Annotated in this window: 18 protein-coding genes and 1 other RNA gene; 15 read left to right on the plus strand and 4 right to left on the minus strand. The window is 35.6% G+C overall.

Translation table 11 applies throughout. From position 1 onward, the window contains the following. Nucleotide 1 precedes the first annotated feature (1 nt). Entirely contained in the window at nt 2-520 is a 519-nt protein-coding gene (locus RBB48_RS16195) for a YpoC family protein (RefSeq protein WP_087985560.1), read from the plus strand. 21 nt (nt 521-541) lie between these two features. Here RBB48_RS16195 and RBB48_RS16200 read toward each other — a convergent pair whose 3' ends face one another. Both RBB48_RS16200 and recU read right to left on the minus strand, forming a co-directional pair. After that, the gene (locus tag RBB48_RS16200) at nt 542-3,262 is read right to left on the minus strand and encodes a PBP1A family penicillin-binding protein (protein WP_088062717.1); all 2,721 of its coding nucleotides are present in this window, start codon (nt 3,260-3,262) and stop codon (nt 542-544) included. A gap of 65 nt (nt 3,263-3,327) precedes the next feature. Continuing rightward, a complete protein-coding gene (gene recU / locus RBB48_RS16205) occupies nt 3,328-3,930 on the minus strand; it encodes a Holliday junction resolvase RecU (RefSeq protein WP_046958934.1) in 603 nt (200 codons plus the stop codon). Nucleotides 3,931-4,033: 103 nt separating this feature from the next. Between recU and RBB48_RS16210 the strand changes: the two genes are divergently transcribed. Then, a complete protein-coding gene (locus tag RBB48_RS16210) occupies nt 4,034-5,059 on the plus strand; it encodes a DUF2515 domain-containing protein (protein ID WP_087985630.1) in 1,026 nt (341 codons plus the stop codon). A gap of 309 nt (nt 5,060-5,368) precedes the next feature. Here RBB48_RS16210 and RBB48_RS16215 read toward each other — a convergent pair whose 3' ends face one another. After that, nucleotides 5,369-5,545, minus strand: coding sequence for a phage portal protein (locus RBB48_RS16215; RefSeq protein WP_087985562.1), 177 nt, complete (start codon nt 5,543-5,545; stop codon nt 5,369-5,371). 85 nt (nt 5,546-5,630) lie between these two features. Here RBB48_RS16215 and RBB48_RS16220 point away from each other — a divergent pair, with 85 nt between their 5' ends. Further along, on the plus strand, nt 5,631-5,873 hold the full coding sequence (locus RBB48_RS16220) for a hypothetical protein (RefSeq protein ID WP_001252041.1): 243 nt from the start codon (nt 5,631-5,633) through the stop codon (nt 5,871-5,873). Between the two features lie 15 nt (nt 5,874-5,888). Continuing rightward, nucleotides 5,889-6,233 (plus strand): YppE family protein, encoded by a 345-nt coding sequence (locus RBB48_RS16225; RefSeq protein ID WP_000872967.1) that lies wholly within the window; start codon nt 5,889-5,891, stop codon nt 6,231-6,233. A gap of 27 nt (nt 6,234-6,260) precedes the next feature. On the opposite strand, the gene RBB48_RS16230 is transcribed toward RBB48_RS16225, so the two are convergent. After that, nucleotides 6,261-6,452, minus strand: a complete 192-nt coding sequence (locus RBB48_RS16230; protein WP_000242661.1) for a YppF family protein — start codon at nt 6,450-6,452, stop codon at nt 6,261-6,263. A gap of 177 nt (nt 6,453-6,629) precedes the next feature. Here RBB48_RS16230 and RBB48_RS16235 point away from each other — a divergent pair, with 177 nt between their 5' ends. The 11 genes from RBB48_RS16235 (at nt 6,630) to RBB48_RS16285 (ending at nt 16,013) form a co-directional block, all read left to right on the plus strand. Beyond that, complete coding sequence (locus RBB48_RS16235) at nt 6,630-7,235, plus strand: YppG family protein (RefSeq protein ID WP_088062718.1); 606 nt, start codon at nt 6,630-6,632, stop codon at nt 7,233-7,235. A 155-nt stretch (nt 7,236-7,390) separates the two neighbouring features. Further along, nucleotides 7,391-7,807: a CotD family spore coat protein gene (locus RBB48_RS16240; protein WP_088608764.1), complete on the plus strand. Its 417-nt coding sequence runs from the start codon at nt 7,391-7,393 to the stop codon at nt 7,805-7,807. A 57-nt stretch (nt 7,808-7,864) separates the two neighbouring features. Continuing rightward, a complete protein-coding gene (locus RBB48_RS16245; protein ID WP_000862919.1) occupies nt 7,865-8,419 on the plus strand; it encodes an SLOG family protein in 555 nt (184 codons plus the stop codon). A 97-nt stretch (nt 8,420-8,516) separates the two neighbouring features. Next, nucleotides 8,517-8,855 carry a cell division regulator GpsB gene (gene gpsB, locus RBB48_RS16250; RefSeq protein ID WP_306007850.1) on the plus strand — a complete coding sequence of 113 codons (339 nt, stop codon included), beginning with the start codon at nt 8,517-8,519 and terminating at the stop codon, nt 8,853-8,855. A gap of 87 nt (nt 8,856-8,942) precedes the next feature. Beyond that, nucleotides 8,943-9,333, plus strand: an RNA gene (gene rnpB / locus RBB48_RS16255) — RNase P RNA component class B. A gap of 180 nt (nt 9,334-9,513) precedes the next feature. Beyond that, the gene (locus tag RBB48_RS16260; protein ID WP_000521230.1) at nt 9,514-10,653 is read left to right on the plus strand and encodes a THUMP domain-containing class I SAM-dependent RNA methyltransferase; all 1,140 of its coding nucleotides are present in this window, start codon (nt 9,514-9,516) and stop codon (nt 10,651-10,653) included. Between the two features lie 61 nt (nt 10,654-10,714). After that, complete coding sequence (locus tag RBB48_RS16265; protein ID WP_000376888.1) at nt 10,715-10,897, plus strand: DUF3921 family protein; 183 nt, start codon at nt 10,715-10,717, stop codon at nt 10,895-10,897. Nucleotides 10,898-11,035: 138 nt separating this feature from the next. Further along, nucleotides 11,036-12,973: an ATP-dependent DNA helicase gene (locus RBB48_RS16270; RefSeq protein WP_306007851.1), complete on the plus strand. Its 1,938-nt coding sequence runs from the start codon at nt 11,036-11,038 to the stop codon at nt 12,971-12,973. Nucleotides 12,974-13,073: 100 nt separating this feature from the next. Continuing rightward, the gene (gene ypwA, locus RBB48_RS16275; RefSeq protein ID WP_088062731.1) at nt 13,074-14,591 is read left to right on the plus strand and encodes a carboxypeptidase; all 1,518 of its coding nucleotides are present in this window, start codon (nt 13,074-13,076) and stop codon (nt 14,589-14,591) included. A gap of 47 nt (nt 14,592-14,638) precedes the next feature. Further along, the gene (locus RBB48_RS16280) at nt 14,639-15,112 is read left to right on the plus strand and encodes a GNAT family N-acetyltransferase (protein ID WP_087985567.1); all 474 of its coding nucleotides are present in this window, start codon (nt 14,639-14,641) and stop codon (nt 15,110-15,112) included. Nucleotides 15,113-15,266: 154 nt separating this feature from the next. Further along, nucleotides 15,267-16,013 carry a type I methionyl aminopeptidase gene (locus tag RBB48_RS16285; protein ID WP_088062732.1) on the plus strand — a complete coding sequence of 249 codons (747 nt, stop codon included), beginning with the start codon at nt 15,267-15,269 and terminating at the stop codon, nt 16,011-16,013. Nucleotides 16,014-16,030 lie beyond the last annotated feature (17 nt).

A 16,030-nucleotide genomic window follows, 5' to 3' on the forward strand; every position in this document is an offset into this window, starting at 1 on the left:
GATGGAGCGAGTTATAGAAATACCGAAAGAATTTCGGTGCTTACCATTTTTTACAGAAAGCGTAACTTCGATTACGTATCATACAGATCAGTCTTTTGAAGAAATAATACAAAATACTTACTTTATATTTGATATTGAAAGACAATATGAGCCGTGGAATGAAATTGAAAATAGTATTCCTGTACTGTTGAATGTATGGAAAAGTAAGCATGAAGACATTGCTACACTATTTCGAAACAGAAATAAGCAAGAAGTTGAAGGTCCAATGATTCTTTTTGCAGCGCATTTGTTATCAATTGTATATTGGTTAAATGAGCAACCTATCCATAGTTTGAACGAAATGGAAGATTACACGAGTATATTGGAAGTACAACCAGTTAATTTTGTAGAGCGATATTCGTTCATTATAAAAAAAACGAATAATTATCATTCTTATATTCAGTTAGCGCAGTTGTATATTGAAATAGAAAAGCTATATGTAAAGAAAATGATAACAAAAAAGAAGTCCTTTTCTCGTTAAGAGAAAGGACTTCTTTTTGTATTAAGACTCTGTTATAACAGCATTTCCGTCTGCGTGAGGTGTATCTCCTCCGGTATTTTGTTGTTGTTCTTGTTGCTTGTGTTGTTCTTCTTCAGCTTTTTTTCTAGCAGCCTCTTCTTCAGCTTTCTTTCTAGCAGCCTCTTCTTCAGCTTTCTTTCTAGCAGCTTCTTCATCGGCTTTCTTTCTAGCGGCTTCTTCTTCAGCAGCCTTTTTCTGAGCTTCTTCTTGTTGTTTACGTTGTTGTTCTTGTTGTTGCTGTTGCTCTTGTTGTTTACGCTGCTCTTCAGCAGCTTTTTTCTGAGCTTCTTCTAGTTTTTGTTTATCTTCATTAGCTTTTTTCTGTACTTCCTCATCAGCTTTTTTCTTAGCTTCTTCGTCAGCCTTCTTCTTAGCCTCTTCTTCAGCTTTCTTAGGGTCTGGAGTTCCGCCAGGTGCAGTGAAGGATGCACCAACTGCAGGGCTTGTTCCAGTACCTTTTTTCGCTACCACAGAGAAGCTGTAAGTAACGCCTGGTTTAATACCACCAAGAGAAGCTGTCGTACCATTTATTGATAAACTACCACTTGAACCGTCAGTTGCTTTATAGCTTGCTGCATACGCATCAACTTCTGCTGGTCCAGACCAGTTTAGTGTAACGGTGCTAGCCCCATCGAAAGTAACATTAAGACCACTAGGTGCATCTACTTTAATTTGTTTAATTGCATCTTTTTTCGCACCTTTTACGTATAATTCTCCGTTTATTTCTTGTACAGAAGAAGGACGTTCAAAGCGAGATTTATCTGTAGCAAATTTGCTCATCATTACTTGGAACATTTGTTGTGCAATTCTAGTAGAGCGATCACCAATGTAATTTTCTGGACCATCCTTTTCGTAACCAGTCCAAACAGCCATTGTATATTGTGGTGTATATCCAGCGAACCAGCTATCTCTGTTTGCATCAGCTGGAATACCATATTTTTTAAGAACGTCTTCATCAAAGTTTTGTGTCCCTGTTTTACCAGCTACGTCAAAACCAGAAACGTATGCTGTTGGACCTGTACCACCAGAACCAGGTTTTACTACGTCACGAAGAACGTCAGTAACCATGTAAGCTGTGTAGTCTTGCATTGCACGTTGTTCTTTCGGTTTAAAACTTTTCTTTTTACCGTCTGGGAAGATGACTTCTTTTACGAAGTGCGGTTTATTATAGTTACCATCATTACCAAAGGTTGCATATGCACCTGCTAATTCTAATGGAGAACTATCGTTACTACCAATTGCTGTTGATTCATATGTTTTGCCGTCTTTAAATGTCATACCTAAGCCTTCAGCAAACGCTTGTGACTTAGGAAGACCAACCGCTTGAGCTGTCTTTAAAGCTGGGATGTTTAATGATTTTTTCAAAGCTTCACGTAGTGAAACGTCACCTTTGTAACTTTTTGTTGCATTTCGTATTTTCTTACCATTGGAATACGTATACTCTGAGTCGTTTAATTGATGGTATGTAGACCATTGTAAATTCTCAAATGCTGGACCGTAGTCGAAAATTGGTTTCATCGTTGAACCGACTTGGCGTTTTAAATCAGTTGCCATATTATGACCTTTGAAAGTAGACTTACTTTCTTTACGCCCAGCTCCAATTGCTCGAACTTCGCCAGATTGTGTATCCATAAATACGAATGATCCTTGGAATTGATCGTTCGGATACTTAATAAGGTTGCCATCCATAATTTTTTCAGCGTAATCTTGAGCATCTTGATCAATTGTTGTATGAATTGTTAAACCATCTGAACCGATATTTACATCGGGATATTCTTTTTCAACTTCTTTTACAACAGCATCTAAAAATGCTTGATACTTCATCTCAGTTATTTCTGAAGACGGTTGAAGACCCTCAGTTACAGAGATTTTCATTGCGTTATTCATTTCATCTTTTGTTATATAACCATGTCGATTCATTAATGATAATACGACGTTACGACGTTGTGTAGCTCGTTCAACGTTGTCTTTTTTTGTTGGATCATAAATATTAGGACCTTGTGGTAAACCTGCAAGCATTGCAGCTTCATGTAACTGTAAGTCTTTTAAATCTTTGTTATAATATTTTTTGGCTGCTGTTGCAATACCGTACGAACGGTTACCTAAGTTAATCTTATTTAAGTACATTTCTAAGATCTCATGTTTAGAGTATTGTTGCTCTAATTTGTAAGATAGGTACCATTCTTGTACTTTTCTCTTCGCAGTTTTGTCCATCGTTAGAAAATAGTTTTTGACTACTTGTTGTGTAATCGTGCTACCACCTTGAGATCCGAACCCTCCAGTGACATTTTCCATAACTGCTTTTGTAGTTCGTTTAAAATCAATTCCATTATGATCATAGAAACGTGAATCCTCAGTTGCAAGGAATGCACTTTCAACTACCTTTGGAATTTGATCATACGTAACGTGGGTTCGTTTTTCAGCACCGTATTCATAGAAAAAGTTCCCATTCTTATCAAGAAACTTTGTTGATAAAGGATTGACAAGTTTTGATTTGTCTAATTTTGGAGCGTCCTTCACCATAACAAAGAAAGCGGAAACGCTAGCTATAAGACCAACGATACCAAGAAGTAGACAACCTATAAGGAATTTTTTAAAAAAGGAGCCTTTTTTCTTTGGTTTTTTTTCTTTATTTGTTTCTTGCTTTTGATTTTGATTTTTTACATGATTTCGTTCTGTACGAGAACGATAATTATCTGACATTATACTTTCTCCTACCTTTCATTCTCTCCCCAAAAGTCGAAAAAAGAGCCTTAGTGATGACTCTATCACGAAAAATAAACCGTGTCTAGTACACGGATATAATCAATCCGAGGGTGATAACCGCATGATAATAAAGATCCATGCTCTTCTATTTCTTCTTTCGTAATCGATTTCCGTCCACCAGTATTTTGACGATTCCAAAATGCAATAATATGTTTTGCATCTAGTAAATAAAGTTCATCAAAAAGTGTAAATTTAATAATAACAAATGCAATTCCATCATGAACGATTACTTGCTTCATATGTTCAATTTGATGAAGGTGGAAGTTTTGAAGTGGAAAGCTGGTTTTATTTTTTGTTTCTTTCGCTTCAAAATCGATGTATTTCCCTTTGTATACACCGTTGTAATCTGTTGTAGAAGGTTGTTTAAAATACGCTTCTTTTACCACTGCAGCACTTCGAGCGGGGTAATCTACTTTTACAATTTGAAGAGGTGTAGGTTTTTTATGTACACATGCAATATTATGGGTTAAGTAATATTCATTTGTTTCATTCAATTCCTCTTCAAGGGACATACCTCTATTACTATAAGTATGTTTTTTAATTGGTGTTTTATGAGGTTGTGAAGCTTGATTGTACCGTTTTCCGTTTGGGTAACGAATGGTCATAGTGTGTCCACTCCCAACTTGCTAAGAATTACTTACAAAGGTGATTATAACAAAAAATGAAAAAAGATGTGACCTTTTTGAAGAAAGGCATGATGACTTATTTATGTTTACATGGAATGATTATGAGAAAATTAAACAATATCGTAAAAATATGGTTTGTACAGACGAAGAAAAAACAATCGTTTATAACATTAAGAGGAAAATAGAAATGGCTAATATGGACAATATTTCTCGAACACAGTCTTATCAAGAATATTATGTAAGGAACAGTGAAATTAGGTGGGCCTTTTTAGCAAGTATGGTCTCGAGAAATGCTGGATGGAATATGACTGATTTAAAAGGGAGATATTATGCTACTGTTTTACCTCAAACAGTAAAAAAACATTTGTTTCTGACTTATGAAGAAGCGAATTGGATTATTTTTTTAGATGCATTTCCTCAGCTATTGTTATACGAAGAAAGTAAGAGGAGGCAGGTACCACTATTCTATTTGTTACAATATTTTAACGTATCAATTTTTATGGAAAAAGAATGGATTTATTTTTGGGAAAAAAAAGATATAAATAGGCTCATGACAGCGCTTATTATAAATGAGCAAAATAAAATTCAAAAACCAGTTATTGAGAATGCATATTTTAAAAAACATGTATTCCATACTGCACTTTTTAAATTGCAAGAAATGCTTCATATTAGTGCTGTTATTTTTCCGACTGTTGAAGGGAGGATGTATGGTTTTTCAGTTTATCAATTTGAAACGTTACAAAAGCGTATAGAACTAGGGCAGAAATTAGCGGAGTTACTGTTTCATCCGAATTATAAAAGTTTATTCCATAGGTTTGCATTGCAAACTATACACACAGGATCAAGAGCAGATTATGAATATTATGTAAGAGAAGCTAGAAAATCTTGTACGCCAGCCCTTAGAGAGGTTTATCCTGTCGTTGCACATAAGGAAATAAGTATGAGAGATTGGTTTTGTAGAGATATGGAAATAAATGAGTTGTTTCTACTGGAAGAGTATAAGGGTGAAGTTGATATAACAGAATGGTATAAAAGAAAGAGGGAGCAAATCTATGTTGCTTCTATCGTAAATCGTTTTGTTAAAAGGATGGATGAGTTCGTGATATAATAAAAAAGAAGTCCCGTCTTCATAAATGAAGACGGGACTTCTTAATGTGAAGTAATCCTGCCGTGTATGCTAACAATTTAATCTCAAAACGTAATGAATATAGGAGATTAAGGATGCTTCAGAAATTAGCTTTTTGTAAAAGTGCTAAAGTTTCACTTTATCCCGCTACTTGCCGGGCAGTAAGACCCACGTCTCAAAATTCAGTGAAAGCAAAGAATTTAGGTGTGGATCAACTGCCCGTAAAAGCCCGATTGAGAAGGCTAATAATCAGTGGGGATGAACAAAACCCCTGCTGATTAAAGTTTCACTTTATGTAGCAGGGAAGTTTGGACCATCTAACTTAGGGTTGCCAGTCTCGGGTTTATTTTGTTTGTTTTGTTTTTTCTTTTTGTCGTTTTTGTTCTTTGTCATTTTCATACACCTCCTTTTTGTATTGTTACCATTTCTATAAATGACATACAAAATGATTTCTTTGACGAATAACAACTAGTTTTGTCATGTGAGCAGGAGTGAGGAGTCATTCGGCGAAATTACATGACAAAGGAAAAGCAAAGAAGGGGGCGTTTTGTATATGGCGATGGTTCAGAAGGAAGATGTAATGAAAACAATGGATCAAATGTTAAGTTCTCTCGATTTGCTGGAAATGAATATAGGGATTAGAATGAATCATGCATTGAAGGATACGGGTGAAAAAATATGCAATAAGATAGAAATAACAGAAATGCATATTGAGCATATGGAAAATAAATTAGTGCATCACGAAGAAAAAGGGAATTGGGTGAAGGCATTTCAAAACGTCGTAGTGAGTGCATAATAAGGTGGGAATAAAATGAAGTATGAAGCATTGATACAATCTTCAGAAAAACTCATGCAGTATAATAATGAAGCGAATGTGAAAAAAAGAGAAATGATTGAGTACGATTTTTATAAGGATATGAAACCATTTGTAGATATGGTAGATGAGGAATTAAAAGTGTGGAAAGAATTAGCTTATAAATGGATTAAGGAAGAAAAACCGAAGTATATACATGTACAGCAAATTGATCAAGTGTACGATAATTTACAGACAAATGTGTTGCAATGTTTTGTAAATAAAGGTAAAGGTAAGCGATTCTTTGAAACACATCAAGCCATTTCGTATACTTTGCAAAATATAATTGAGCAATGTAAGTAACAAGAGGGGAAACCCTCTTGTTTTTTTTTATGCTTCTGTCATTGTTGTAGGTTTTGTTGCACCGTTTATTTCTAATTCTTTTATTAATGTTCGGTAATCTGAAATGCATATTTTCCCTTCGAGATACCAATGTCTCGCAAAGTCTAACAATTCATTTACATTCTCTGTGTAATACCCCTTTTTTTGAGAAAACGCTTGTTTTAAATCCCCTAATACCATGTTGATTCCTCCCCCATGAGAATCTTCTTCTTCACTATCATAGCATGGAAGGGTTTTCTTTTTTAATTTTTTAAAAATTTAAACTTCCGACAAAAATAGACAGATACTCCGTCACACAAATTATTTTACAAGTACATATTATATATGTAGAAACTTATGTGAAGGAGGAGAGAATGCATGTTTCAACAATCTAACGTATATCAGCAATCTTATCCATATGCACAGCAAAATATGTACCAATATAATACGGATACATATTTACGGTATAATATGTATCCTTTCGAACCTAATTATGGAAATCAAAATTATTACCAGCCATTTGAAGTATCGTTTATGAATCAACCACAACAACAGCAGCAACCACATACGAATCAACAGCAGCAGCCCTATATGGAGCAACAGCAGCAACCCTATACGAATCAACAACAGCAGCCCTATATGGAGCAACAGCAACAACCCTATACGAATCAACCACAACAACAGCAGCCTTATATGGATCAACAACAGCAACCTTATATGAATTCACAATACTATATGCCACCACCATCTCCCTATGGAAATCAACAAGCGATGTTTTATCCACCAAAACAACCGTACCCGACGCAGAATAAACAAAAACAACAACAGCAACCGAGTCAATTTTCTAGTTTTGTTTCCCAATTTAAAAACTCAGATGGTAACTATGATGTAAATAAAATGATGAATACAGCTGGACAAATGATGAATGCGATGAACCAAGTGACAGGTATTGTAAAGCAAGTTGGAGGTTTTTTTGGTAAGTAATTTTGGGGGTTGTCTATAAAAAGCATTACGTATAAAGCAGAAGGCTAGACAAATTTCCTTGTAATAAATGGGTATATATAACAAACGGCTTTCTCTCTTTTCTCATATTGTAAAGTGTAGTCAGATTTTTTTAACGAGAGAGGAGAGAAAAAACTATGCATCATTGTCATCCTTGTTTTGGAGGGCATAAGCCTGTAGGACCTATTTGTACAACTGCTCCTGTCATTCATCCGACGAAACAATGCGTAACACACTCTTTTTCAACAACGGTGGTGCCACACATTTTCCCAACGCATACAACACATGTACACCATCAACAAATTAAAAACCAAAACTTCTTCCCACAAACAAACTCGAATGTAAATGTGGTAGACCCAGTTGATCCAGGATTCGGCGGCGGATGTGGACCATGTGGTCATGGACATCATGGACATTTTGGACATCATGGACATTTTGGACATCAAATATCTCCATTTGGTCCAGGACCAAATGTATCACCATTCTTACCGAATAATGTATCACCAGTAGGTCCGAATATTGGACCAAACGTTGGTGGAATATTTAAAAAGTAAATGATATGTTAGAACTAGCGAAATGCTAGTTCTTTTTTTTGTAATTGGAGTGTTGATATGAAAGTTATTGCTGTAACGGGATATAAGCCATTTGAACTTGGTATATTTAAAAATGATCATCCAGGGGTGGAATGTATAAAAAAAGCATTGCATCGAAAATTAACTACTTTTGTAGAAGAAGGTTTGGAATGGGTGATAATAAGTGGGCAGTTAGGAGTCGAATTATGGGCTGCTGAAGTTGTTTTTGAAATTCAAGTAGAATATCCAGATCTAAAATTAGCGGTATTTACTCCGTTTTTAGAACAAGAAGAAAGCTGGAAGGAAGATAACCGTGAATATTACGAATGTATTCTCTCTCAAGCAGACCATATTGATAGTATTACGAAACGGAAGTACGAAAGCCCGGAACAATTTAAATTAAAAAATCAATTTTTTATTGAAAAAAGTGATGCACTTTTAGCTGTATATGATGAAGAAAAACCAGGGAGTCCCAAATATATTGTAGAAGCAGCAAAGAAAAAAGGAGAAATAGAAAATTATCATAGTTATTTTATTCTTTTTTCTGATTTACAAGATATAATAGAAGAGGAACAGTGGAATAATGCTGAGTAATATGTAATATAGTACTCGTATATATGATTGACAAAAGGCATTGTTTCTGAAAAAATTTAGGTAATGAAAGTTTTGGCAAAAATTTGAGGTGAAGAAAATGATTTCGGATAAAATTAAATTAACGGCGAAAGATATTTTAGAAAAAGAATTTAAAACAGGCATGAGAGGCTATCAACAAGAAGAAGTAGACAAGTTTCTTGATATGATCATTAAAGACTATGAAGCTTTCCACAAGGAGTTTGATCAATTAAAGCAACAAAATGCTCGTTTAAAGCGTGAATTAGAGGAACAAAAATTAGTAGCAACGCAAGTGCCACAACAACCAGTTGTACAAACACCAGTTACACAACCTGTATATAACAACACGAATACGGACATTTTAAAACGTCTATCTAATTTAGAAAAAGCTGTATTTGGAAGTAAGTTATACGAATAATTTCTAGTGGTAAAAAGGTTAAAGCATTTTACATAGAAAAAAACATTGCAAAATCTTTTTGTTTCCACTATACTAATGGATGTCATAACGTTTGGGTAATCGCTGCAACGCCAACGTTGTAGAGGAAAGTCCATGCTCGCACGGCCTGAGATGGCTGTAGTGTTCGTGCCTAGCCAATTCATAAGCTAGGGTATTCTGGCTGTAAGGCTGGTTTAACGGCAGGGAAAAAACCTAAGTCCTTTCGGATATGGTTTGACTACCTTTAAAGTGCCACAGTGACGAAGTCCTTGAAGAAATGATAGGAGTGGAACGAGGTAAACCCCACGAGCGAGAAACCCAAATAATGGTAGGGGAATCTTTTCCAAGGAAATGAACGATGGGAAAGGACAGGTTGTATAACCTGTAGATAGATGATTGCCACCGGAGTACGAGGCGTGGGCCGTTTGCAGTACAAAGGAACAGAACATGGCTTACAGAACGTTATGAACCAACTATGAAATAACTCAGCTCTCCTTTGTTAGAGGAGGGCTTTTTATTTGTATGAAGTTATAAATTATGAGTTAAAATGGTTAATGAGAAAATTCTTCGTAAAATGTAATGATTAATAGGACAAATTGCTATTAATTATTGTTTAACTATACATAAGAGGTGAATGCAAATGGGAAAAGTTACTTTAATTGCAACAGCGGCAATGGGTATTGAAGCGTTAGTTGCCCGAGAAGTTCGTGATCTTGGTTATGAATGCCAAGTGGAAAACAGCAAAGTAACATTTGAAGCAGATGAAAAGGCGATTTGTCGCACGAACTTATGGTTACGTACTGCGGACCGTGTGAAAATTAAAGTTGGCGAATTCAAAGCGACAACATTTGATGAGCTGTTTGAAAAGACGAAAGCATTAAACTGGGGAGATTATATTCCAGAGAATGGGGAATTTCCTGTAATTGGTAAATCGTTAAAATCTGAGTTGTTCAGTGTTTCAGATTGCCAACGTATCGTTAAAAAAGCTGTCGTTGAAAAATTAAAAACAACATATAAACGTACAACTTGGTTTGAAGAAGATGGTCCGTTATTCCGTATTGAGATCGCAATGCTCAAGGATATTGCAACATTAACAATTGATGCAAGTGGTGTTGGACTTCATAAACGTGGATACCGTATGGATCAAGGGGAAGCCCCATTAAAAGAAACATTGGCTGCGTCTTTAATTAAGTTAACAAACTGGAAGCCGGATCGTCCTTTCGTGGATCCTTTCTGTGGATCAGGTACAATTCCGATTGAAGCAGCATTAATTGGACAAAATATTGCACCAGGATTTAACCGTGGTTTTGCATCAGATGAGTGGGGCTGGGTTGGTAAACAAAACTGGCGTGAAGCTCGTCAAGAAGCTGAAGATTTAGCGAATTATAATCAACCACTACAAATCATTGGATCAGATATTGATCATCGTATGATCCGAGTTGCTCAAGATAATGCAGAAGAAGTGGGCTTAAGTGATTTAATTACATTTAAACAAATGCAAGTAAAAGATTTCACGACAAAAGAGGATTATGGCTATGTTGTAACGAATCCTCCATACGGAGAACGTTTAAGTGAAAAAGCACTCGTTGAACAATTGTACAAAGAAATGGGACAAGTATTCCGCCCATTAGATACATGGTCAGCGTATGTATTAACCAGCTACGAAGCATTTGAAAAGTGTTATGGAAAAGATGCATCGAAGAAACGTAAACTGTTTAATGGATTTATCCGTACAGATTACTACCAATACTTCGGAAAACGTCCACCGCGTAATTCATAGTATAAAACTCCTCCAGCGCGCATATACTGGCTATTATGTAATGCGTAAAGGAGGACGTGATATGGATAGTTTCCAATTATCTATGATTCAAAAAGCTATTCATCGTACGTATGATGAGATCGGGAAAGAAGTGGATAGCCAAGGTGCGATTGTAGAGGAAATACAAAAAGCACAAGAAGAATATTTGTCAGCTCTTTCACACGAAACAGCGATTGATAAACGGTATTTAAAGTCATTAATATAGAAAAAAATTTTCCTTTTTCGAAAGGAAAATTTTTTTTCGTGTATTTCTATGTATGGCAACAGGGGAAAGTGGCTGCACACATATGAGTAGCAGTTGCTATATCTTTTTATAGAAAAACTTTTTGGTTGGAGGCTAAGGATGTTTACTGAGAAGAGATTACCATTTGAAGTAGGAAAACAAGATAATTTTTATGATAAGTTGAATGAATGGATTGGAGATGTGTTTTACGATATCCTTCCAGAAAAAGGCTTTGAAGAGCGTGATGAACAAATTTTTATGGCGTTTCAATTAGAGCGTGCTTTCCAAGAAAAGAAAGTAATGTTCGCAGAAGCGGGTGTAGGAACAGGGAAAACAATTGTATATCTTCTATATGCAATTTGCTATGCGCGTTATACTGGAAAACCAGCTATTATCGCTTGTGCTGATGAAACGTTAATTGAGCAGCTTGTGAAAGAAGAAGGAGACATTGCTAAGTTATCTGAAGCATTAGGACTATCTGTTGATGTTAGACTTGCGAAATCAATGGATAATTATTTATGTTTACGTAAACTTGAAGATGTTATGAGTGGACGAGCTCCAGAAGTAATTGAAGATGTATACTACGAATTACCACAGTTTGTATTCGATCATGGTACGATGCAAAACTTTACTCACTACGGCGACAGAAAAGAATTTCCACTTTTAAATGATGAGGAATGGTCAAAAGTAAATTGGGATTACTTCCAAGATTGCTTCACTTGTGATTCTCGTCATCGTTGTGGTCAAACTCTTTCTCGTGAACATTATCGTAAAGCGGCAGATTTAATTATTTGTTCTCAAGATTTCTACATGGATCATATTTGGACGTACGATGCTCGTAAGCGTGAAGGGCAAATTCCGTTATTACCTGAAAGTAGCTGCGTTGTATTCGATGAAGGACATCTTGTAGAATATGCAGCTCAAAAAGCTTTAACATATCGTTTAAAGCAAACGATGATGGAGCAACTTTTAACAAGATTGTTGCAAAACGATATTCGTGAAGAGTTTGCACATTTAGTAGAAGAAACAATTTGGCAAACAGAGCGATTCTTTGATGTGTTACAAGAAAATAAAAAGGAAATCGCCGGTTCTGATCGTTTAGAAATTACTGTGACAGAAAAAGTAACAGCTGAAGCGAATAGACTTTATGCGAAAATTGGTGAAGTCGGTGATGCATTAGTATTTGAAAGTGAAATGCATACAGTAAACACGTATGATTTAAATATCGTTGATGAACATTTAGATGTATTAGAACATTCACTTCGTCTGTTCATGCACGAGAAAAATGTAATTACATGGGGTGAAGAAGGTGATGGAGCCTTCACGTTAGTGATTATGCCACGTGCAGTTGAAGAAGTATTACAAGAGAAAGTATTCTCGAAGAAAATCCCGTATATTTTCTCTTCTGCTACATTATCTAACAACGATTCATTCTCATTTACAGCAAATAGCCTAGGGGTAAGAGATTACTTATCATTCTCAGTTGCCTCACCGTTTGATTATGAGGAGCAAATGGCAGTAAACTTACTATCGCATACGAAAGAGAACGAATGGGAAAGAAAGTGTCAATATACACTTGAAAATATACAGAAAACAAATGGACGTACACTTGTATTATTCCGTACAACACAAGAACTTGCAGCGTTTAAAGAATATGTAAGTAAAGAACAAATGTCCGTTCCGTTCCTATATGAAGGGGATCAAGAAATTAGTCAGCTCGTTTCTCGTTTCCAAAATGAAGAAGAGACTGTACTTTGTGCTGTTCATTTATGGGAAGGTTTAGATATTCCTGGTTCATCATTATCGCATGTTATTATTTGGTCATTACCATTCCCTCCAAACGATCCTGTGTTTGAAGCGAAGCGTAAACATGTAAATAATCCATTCTGGGATGTAGATGTACCGTATATGATTTTACGTCTTCGTCAAGGGATTGGACGTTTAATTCGTACGAGCGACGATAAAGGGGCTATATCAATCTTCTTATCTGATACAGAAGATGAGAAAGTGATAGAAGCGGTGAAAAACGTACTACCAGTAGAAGGTAAAGAATTATAAGGAGAAAGCTTGGCGCTTGCCAAGCTTTTTTTCTATTATAAAAGGAATTTAGGTTTCCATGTCGAATTAAGTTTGAGGTAGAAAAGGGAGGTTTTATACGATGACAGTAGCTACATATGAAGTAGAAAAACAATTTTTAACATATGTGAAGAAGATACAAAATTACGGTGAAGCATTAAGCTTAATGTTTTGGGACTTAAGAACAGGTGCGCCTAAAAAAGGTGTAGACCAGCGTTCAGAAGTAATTGGTATGCTTTCATCAGAAGTGTTTGTTATGTCGACTTCAGATGAGATGGGAAATTATTTAACAGAGCTTGAAGCTTTAATAAGTGAAGATAAACTTTCTGAAACGACGAAGAAAATGGTTGAAGAGTGTCGTAAAGAATATGATAGAAATAAGAAAATTCCACAAGCGGAATACGAGGCGTATGTGAAATTAGAAGCGAAAGCGGAAAGTGTGTGGGAAGAAGCTCGGGAAAAATCTGATTTCGAAATGTTCCGTCCGTATTTAGAACAAATAGTTGAATTTAAAAAGAAATTCATTACATATTGGGGTTACGAAACATATAAATATAATACATTGTTAGATATGTATGAGCCAGGTATTACAGTAGAAGTGTTAGATCACGTATTTGGTCAACTTCGTGAGCGTATCGTTCCGCTCGTAAAAGAAATATCGGAGTCACAAAAGAGATTAAAGACAAGTGCTTTATCAGAACATTTTTCAAAAGAAAAACAAAAGAACTTTACATTAGAGTTATTAAAGCAATTGAATTATGACTTTAAAGCAGGTCGTCTTGATGAAACGGTACATCCATTTGAGATTACATTAAATAGAGGGGACGTTCGTATTACAACACGTTATGATGAAAAAGATTTCCGTATGGCAGTGTTTGGAACAATTCATGAATGTGGCCATGCTGTATATGAACAAAATATTGCAGAGAAATTCGAAGGTACACCGCTATGTAGTGGAACTTCTATGGGTATTCATGAGTCACAATCATTATTCTTTGAGAACTTTATCGGTCGTAATAAATCATTCTGGAAGAAAAATTATGATTTATTAAAAGAGTATAGCGATGGTCAATTCAATGATATATCAGTAGATGAGTTTTATGATGCGATTAACGAATCGAAGCCATCGTTCATTCGTATAGAAGCAGATGAGCTTACATATCCGCTTCACGTCATGGTTCGTTATGAACTTGAGAAAGAATTATTTGATGGTACATTACAAGTGAAGGATTTGCCAGTGGCTTGGAATGATAAGATGGAAGCATATTTAGGAATTCGTCCGGAAAGCGATGCACAAGGTGTATTGCAAGATGTTCACTGGGCTGGTGGTTCATTTGGATACTTCCCATCTTATGCGCTTGGTTATATGTATGCAGCGCAATTTAAGCAAAGAATGTTAAAAGACATTCCGAACTTTGATGCATTATTAGAAGAAGGAAACGTAACACCAATTCGTGAATGGTTAACAGAAAATATTCACCAATACGGTAAAACGAAAAAGCCACTTGAAATTTTAGAAGATGTGACAGGTGAAGGATTAAATGCAAACTACTTAGCAGATTATTTAGAAGCGAAGTATAAAGAAATCTATGAGTTATAAAAAAGAGCTGCTTAATTGCAGCTCTTTTTTTCAAGGGGGATAGAAGAATGGCTTATACATATACAGTAATGACGCAAGAAGAAGCAGAAGAAATTGCATATAACTGGCATTATGAAGGGAGGTATTCCTTTTACGATATAGGTGCAGATGAAGAAGATTTAGCTGAGTTTTTACATGATGAGAGTAGAGGAAATCATACATTTTCTGTGAAGGAAAATGGCACTCTCATTGGTTTTTTTACTGTTTGTAAAATAAATGATGGAACGGTTGATATAGGTCTTGGAATGAGACCTGATATAACTGGAAATGGATTTGGTTTACAGTTCGTAAACGCTGGACTAGCTTTTAGTAAAGAAAAATATGGTTGCAATTATATAACACTATCAGTAGCGACATGTAATGAGAGAGCGATTAAAGTGTATAAAAGAGCAGGATTTGAAGCTGTTGGAACGTTTATACAGAAAACAAATGGTAGTTGTTTTGAGTTTTTGAAAATGAATTATATATGTAAAAATGATTAAGAAACAGAGGGGATCTTCTGTTTCTTTATTTTGATTTAGAAGTATAGGATACATATTTTTGTACTTGTTGTAATTGAGAGTTTTGAAATTTTGACAGAGGATGTGTATGATTGAACTTTAGTAGCAAATAGCAGGTTTAGCAAGGAGAGGTAGAATGATTACAATTAAAACGAAAAATGAAATAGATTTGATGCATGAATCTGGGAAATTACTTGCTTCATGTCATAGAGAAATTGCCAAAATGATGAAACCAGGTATTACGACAAAAGAAATTGATACGTTTGTTGAAGCTTATTTAGAAAAGCATGGTGCAACATCTCAGCAGAAAGGTTACAACGGGTATCCATATGCGATATGTGCATCTGTAAATGCTGAAATGTGCCATGGGTTTCCCGCCGATGTTCCTTTAACTGAGGGAGATATTGTAACAATTGACATGGTAGTAAACTTAAATGGTGGTCTTTCAGATTCTGCTTGGACGTATAGAATTGGAAATGTTTCTGATGAAGCAGAAAAGTTATTGTTAGTAGCTGAGAATGCTTTATATAAAGGGATTGGTCAGGCGGTAATCGGTAATCATGTAGGAGACATTGGCTATGCAATTGAAAGTTATGTAGCTACTGAAGGTTTTTCGGTTGCAAGAGACTTTACGGGGCACGGGATTGGTAAAGAGATTCATGAAGAACCAGCAATTTTTCATTTTGGGAAACAAGGACAAGGGCCTGAACTACAAGAAGGAATGGTAATTACAATTGAGCCTATTGTCAATGTAGGTATGCGATATTCAAAAGTAGATTTAAATGGATGGGCTGCAAGAACGATGGACGGGAAATTATCAGCGCAATATGAGCATACAATTGCGATTACAAAAGATGGGCCGATTATTTTAACGACACTTTGAAATAATATGTAAGAGTT

The sequence above is a fragment of the Bacillus sp. MMSF_3353 genome (assembly GCF_030733445.1).
Classification (GTDB): Bacteria; Bacillota; Bacilli; order Bacillales; family Bacillaceae_G; genus Bacillus_A; species Bacillus_A wiedmannii.

Coding starts and splice junctions, on each gene's coding strand:
- ypwA (WP_088062731.1), top strand. CDS start 13,074: ATGACAGTAGCTACATATGAAGTAGAAAAACAATTTTTAACATATGTG.
- RBB48_RS16235 (WP_088062718.1), top strand. CDS start 6,630: ATGTTTCAACAATCTAACGTATATCAGCAATCTTATCCATATGCACAG.
- RBB48_RS16230 (WP_000242661.1), bottom strand. CDS start 6,452: ATGGTATTAGGGGATTTAAAACAAGCGTTTTCTCAAAAAAAGGGGTAT.
- RBB48_RS16285 (WP_088062732.1), top strand. CDS start 15,267: ATGATTACAATTAAAACGAAAAATGAAATAGATTTGATGCATGAATCT.
- RBB48_RS16240 (WP_088608764.1), top strand. CDS start 7,391: ATGCATCATTGTCATCCTTGTTTTGGAGGGCATAAGCCTGTAGGACCT.
- RBB48_RS16265 (WP_000376888.1), top strand. CDS start 10,715: ATGGATAGTTTCCAATTATCTATGATTCAAAAAGCTATTCATCGTACG.
- RBB48_RS16260 (WP_000521230.1), top strand. CDS start 9,514: ATGGGAAAAGTTACTTTAATTGCAACAGCGGCAATGGGTATTGAAGCG.
- RBB48_RS16195 (WP_087985560.1), top strand. CDS start 2: ATGGAGCGAGTTATAGAAATACCGAAAGAATTTCGGTGCTTACCATTT.
- RBB48_RS16220 (WP_001252041.1), top strand. CDS start 5,631: ATGGCGATGGTTCAGAAGGAAGATGTAATGAAAACAATGGATCAAATG.
- gpsB (WP_306007850.1), top strand. CDS start 8,517: ATGATTTCGGATAAAATTAAATTAACGGCGAAAGATATTTTAGAAAAA.
- RBB48_RS16200 (WP_088062717.1), bottom strand. CDS start 3,262: ATGTCAGATAATTATCGTTCTCGTACAGAACGAAATCATGTAAAAAAT.
- RBB48_RS16210 (WP_087985630.1), top strand. CDS start 4,034: ATGTTTACATGGAATGATTATGAGAAAATTAAACAATATCGTAAAAAT.
- RBB48_RS16245 (WP_000862919.1), top strand. CDS start 7,865: ATGAAAGTTATTGCTGTAACGGGATATAAGCCATTTGAACTTGGTATA.
- RBB48_RS16225 (WP_000872967.1), top strand. CDS start 5,889: ATGAAGTATGAAGCATTGATACAATCTTCAGAAAAACTCATGCAGTAT.
- recU (WP_046958934.1), bottom strand. CDS start 3,930: ATGACCATTCGTTACCCAAACGGAAAACGGTACAATCAAGCTTCACAA.
- RBB48_RS16280 (WP_087985567.1), top strand. CDS start 14,639: ATGGCTTATACATATACAGTAATGACGCAAGAAGAAGCAGAAGAAATT.
- RBB48_RS16270 (WP_306007851.1), top strand. CDS start 11,036: ATGTTTACTGAGAAGAGATTACCATTTGAAGTAGGAAAACAAGATAAT.